The organism is Aneurinibacillus aneurinilyticus ATCC 12856, from assembly GCF_000466385.1.
GTDB classification, from domain to species: domain Bacteria; phylum Bacillota; class Bacilli; order Aneurinibacillales; family Aneurinibacillaceae; genus Aneurinibacillus; species Aneurinibacillus aneurinilyticus.
Window position 1 is genome coordinate 1 of sequence record NZ_KE952768.1, and the last position, 3,075, is coordinate 3,075.

General features: G+C 32.7%; 2 protein-coding genes and 1 pseudogene. 2 read left to right on the top strand and 1 reads right to left on the bottom strand.

Annotation, left to right across the window (positions count from 1 at the left end; all coding sequences use genetic code 11):
• Positions 1–760 precede the first annotated feature (760 nt).
• Positions 761–895: pseudogene (locus tag HMPREF0083_RS27140) on the bottom strand (WecB/TagA/CpsF family glycosyltransferase); the annotation flags it as partial.
• Positions 896–1,013: 118 nt separating this feature from the next.
• On the opposite strand from HMPREF0083_RS27140, the gene HMPREF0083_RS10040 reads away from it, so the two are divergent.
• Entirely contained in the window at positions 1,014–1,643 is a 630-nt protein-coding gene (locus tag HMPREF0083_RS10040) for a TetR/AcrR family transcriptional regulator (protein ID WP_021621186.1), read from the top strand.
• A gap of 5 nt (positions 1,644–1,648) precedes the next feature.
• Positions 1,649–2,575 (top strand): ketopantoate reductase family protein, encoded by a 927-nt coding sequence (locus tag HMPREF0083_RS10045; protein ID WP_040302305.1) that lies wholly within the window; start codon positions 1,649–1,651, stop codon positions 2,573–2,575.
• Positions 2,576–3,075: the final 500 nt, after the last annotated feature.

Below are 3,075 nucleotides of genomic sequence, written 5' to 3' on the forward strand. Positions count from 1 at the left end.
TTTTGCCTTTAAGGGGAACATTTTCGTATAAAAAGCAATGCATACCCACCAATTATGATTGAAAATAACATTGTTCCCCAAATAATAATCGTGAGCCATAAATCTTTTCTAGAAGGAAACCGCATTTATTACCACCCCTTATATGTCTTTAGGATTTTTATTTATCCTGTTACATCCGATTTGCTATTTATTTCATAAATCGTTCGCTTTTTCTAGGCTAATTCCTTCAATGTAAGGTTAATGTAGGAGTGTAGACAGATACCGGAAAGGATCCTTCATTAAAGGGGTAGTGATAGGGTTCCTACTCTAGTCCGTTATATATTTTCCAATAAAAGTAAAACTCCATCAAAGAGTAATGAGGTTTTTTCTGAGGGATGGACCAAAACATCCAATTACAATATGAGCCAGATAACATAAGTTATCAAGACTTAAATGAAAAAAGTTCAACAAAATTAAAGAAGGTGCCCCTAATAGACTTTTTATACACGTACTCACGGTAACAATCGGCGGTGCTCGTAGGTGCAGTCGGTCGGTTTGGGACTCGGGGTTATTACCACCAAAAAAGTATCGGCCTGTGACCTGCTAATTTCATTATGAAGTCAGCAGGTTCACAGGCCAAGTACATTTTCATTCATCGTGGTGGCTGCCAAGCCATGGTAGTTTGGGACACCTTCTTATACTGTATATTGAATTATCGATCCCTGTTAGTTTAACTTTCATTTTTAATGATTGCTTGATATACAAATTTTGGAAATTAAGATTATCTACGCCATCTTGATTTTTGTTCTTTTGCAACAGGAACGGTAAATAATCGGTGTAGCCATTCCAGATTTAGTTTTTTCCAAATAATTGGGAGCGGTTTTACTTTTCCTGCTATTACATCCAGGCTTCCTCCCTATTACCTAAGTTATTATGTTAGAAAAAACTGAGGAGTCAATAACAATCTATAACTACAAATTATTCGTTATAAATCATAATTAAACCAGCAGTCGGTTTAATTATGAGGAGGAGAAATGGCTAGAACAAATAAAGACTTCAATAACAAAAGAAATGAGCTACTAGAAAAAATATGGAATATATTTATTACAAATGGTTATGAGGATACAACACTTTCATTTATTATTAGGACATTAAATATTTCAAGGGGGGCATTTTATCATTATTTTTCTTCTAAAGAAGAGTGTGCAGATGCAGCAATAGAAATGTATGTTAAACGTTGGTCTAAGGAAATAACAAAACAGGATGTAAAAGAATTGAAAGCTGATGAAAGGCTTACACAAATTATTTTAATTGGGATACAAACCGCCAGTAATAATAGTGAGCAAAATGAAAAAATTAATTCTTCATCAAATGCAATATTTCATCAGAAATTAATGGTTAGCATTATTAAACAATTTGCACCTATTTATGCCGAAATAATATCACAAGGGGTCAACGAGGGGATTTTTAATGTAACCTATCCCCTTGAAACAGCCGAGATGATTTTAACACTTTCTAGTTTTTATTTAGATATCGATTTATTTAAATGGAATGAAGGAACAATAACTTCAAAAGTCACTGCATTTGAGGAATTGCTGACACGTAGTTTAGGTGCTGAAAATAATACATTTAGTTTTATTAGCAAATTATTTGAGTTGAGGTGAAAATAATGAAAATATTAATAGTTGGTACAGGTGTAATTGGGACTCTTTATGCCCATGCACTTTCAGGACATCATGAAATTACTCATTTTGTTCGTGAAAACAAGTGTAACATTATGAATAAAAGAACTATATCATATGACATTATAGATGAACGTGAAGATAAAGAAAATATGTATACAATTGGAGAATATACTTATAAATGTGTGGTTAATGTGGAGTGCGATTATGATTTAATAATTGTACCTGTAAATTCATATCAATTAAATGAGGTTCTTGAAACACTTATAAAACAAGCGCCTAATGCAAATTATTTGTTATTTACTTTAAATTGGGATGGAACAAAAGAAATTGATAGTATGTTGAAACAAGAACAATATATTATGGGGTACCCTGGAGGTGGAGGTACTTTTAAAGGCAACTTGCTTTGGGGAAATATAGGGCAGGATGTTAAATTAGGTGCAGTATATAAAGAACAAAAACCATTACTGAGCAAAACGATTAAGATGTTTGAAGAATGTTCCATTATTCCCGAAATTCCTACAAATATATTACATGCATTATGGATGCATAATGTAGGAGCAAGTCCTATTGGAGTTGGACTTTCGAAATATAATGATATTGATAGATATTTAAAAGATGAAAAACTAGTAGAAACTTGCTTTAAAGCAATGAGTGAATGTTATAGCCTATGTGAAAGAAGAGGAGTTAATTTAAGCGAATTTCCTGAAGTTGAAATGTATAATATGCCATTTTCTGTAATATACCCAATGTTTAAAAATAATTTTGAAGAGAATCCGATTGTTCAACGTTTTACAGCTCATGCATTATTAGCAATTGATGAAATGAAAGATAACTTTAAAAAAATACTTCAGTTAGGAAATAAAATGGGGATTACTATGCCTAATATGCAGAAACTTGATAACTTGGTTTAATATCTTTTATTTATTGTGTCCTGTATATTTTAGTTCATCAAAGAGAAATTAGTCCATTTTGATTAATCTTTTTTCGAAATGAATTCGTTTTATTTGCTTTATATGGGTATGTTGGTGATCCGAATACATGGATTGCTCCATTTGGCTTGTTAAATGAATTTGAAATTGCAGAATATGCAAGTAAATTGCACCTGAAAGAGGGATTTACTACACATGAATTATTACAAAAAGCATGGTTAGAATACAATGCTGGAGTAACTATATACATCTGGTTTGATCAATCGACAAACTTTTGTGGTGGGAGGTAAGAAAAGACCGAGAAAATCAGGGGCTAGAAAAAGACACAATGGCCTTTCTTCTGCTGGAGCGCAGGGCGCATCCACCCTCTTCTTTTTTCGCTATCGAAAAAAACGAATCATCCGTATTTGAAAAATTGATTGCTGCTTAACTCGATGTTCCCCTAGAAACCCTTCGTTCTCAAATGCTGATAGAACCCGCTT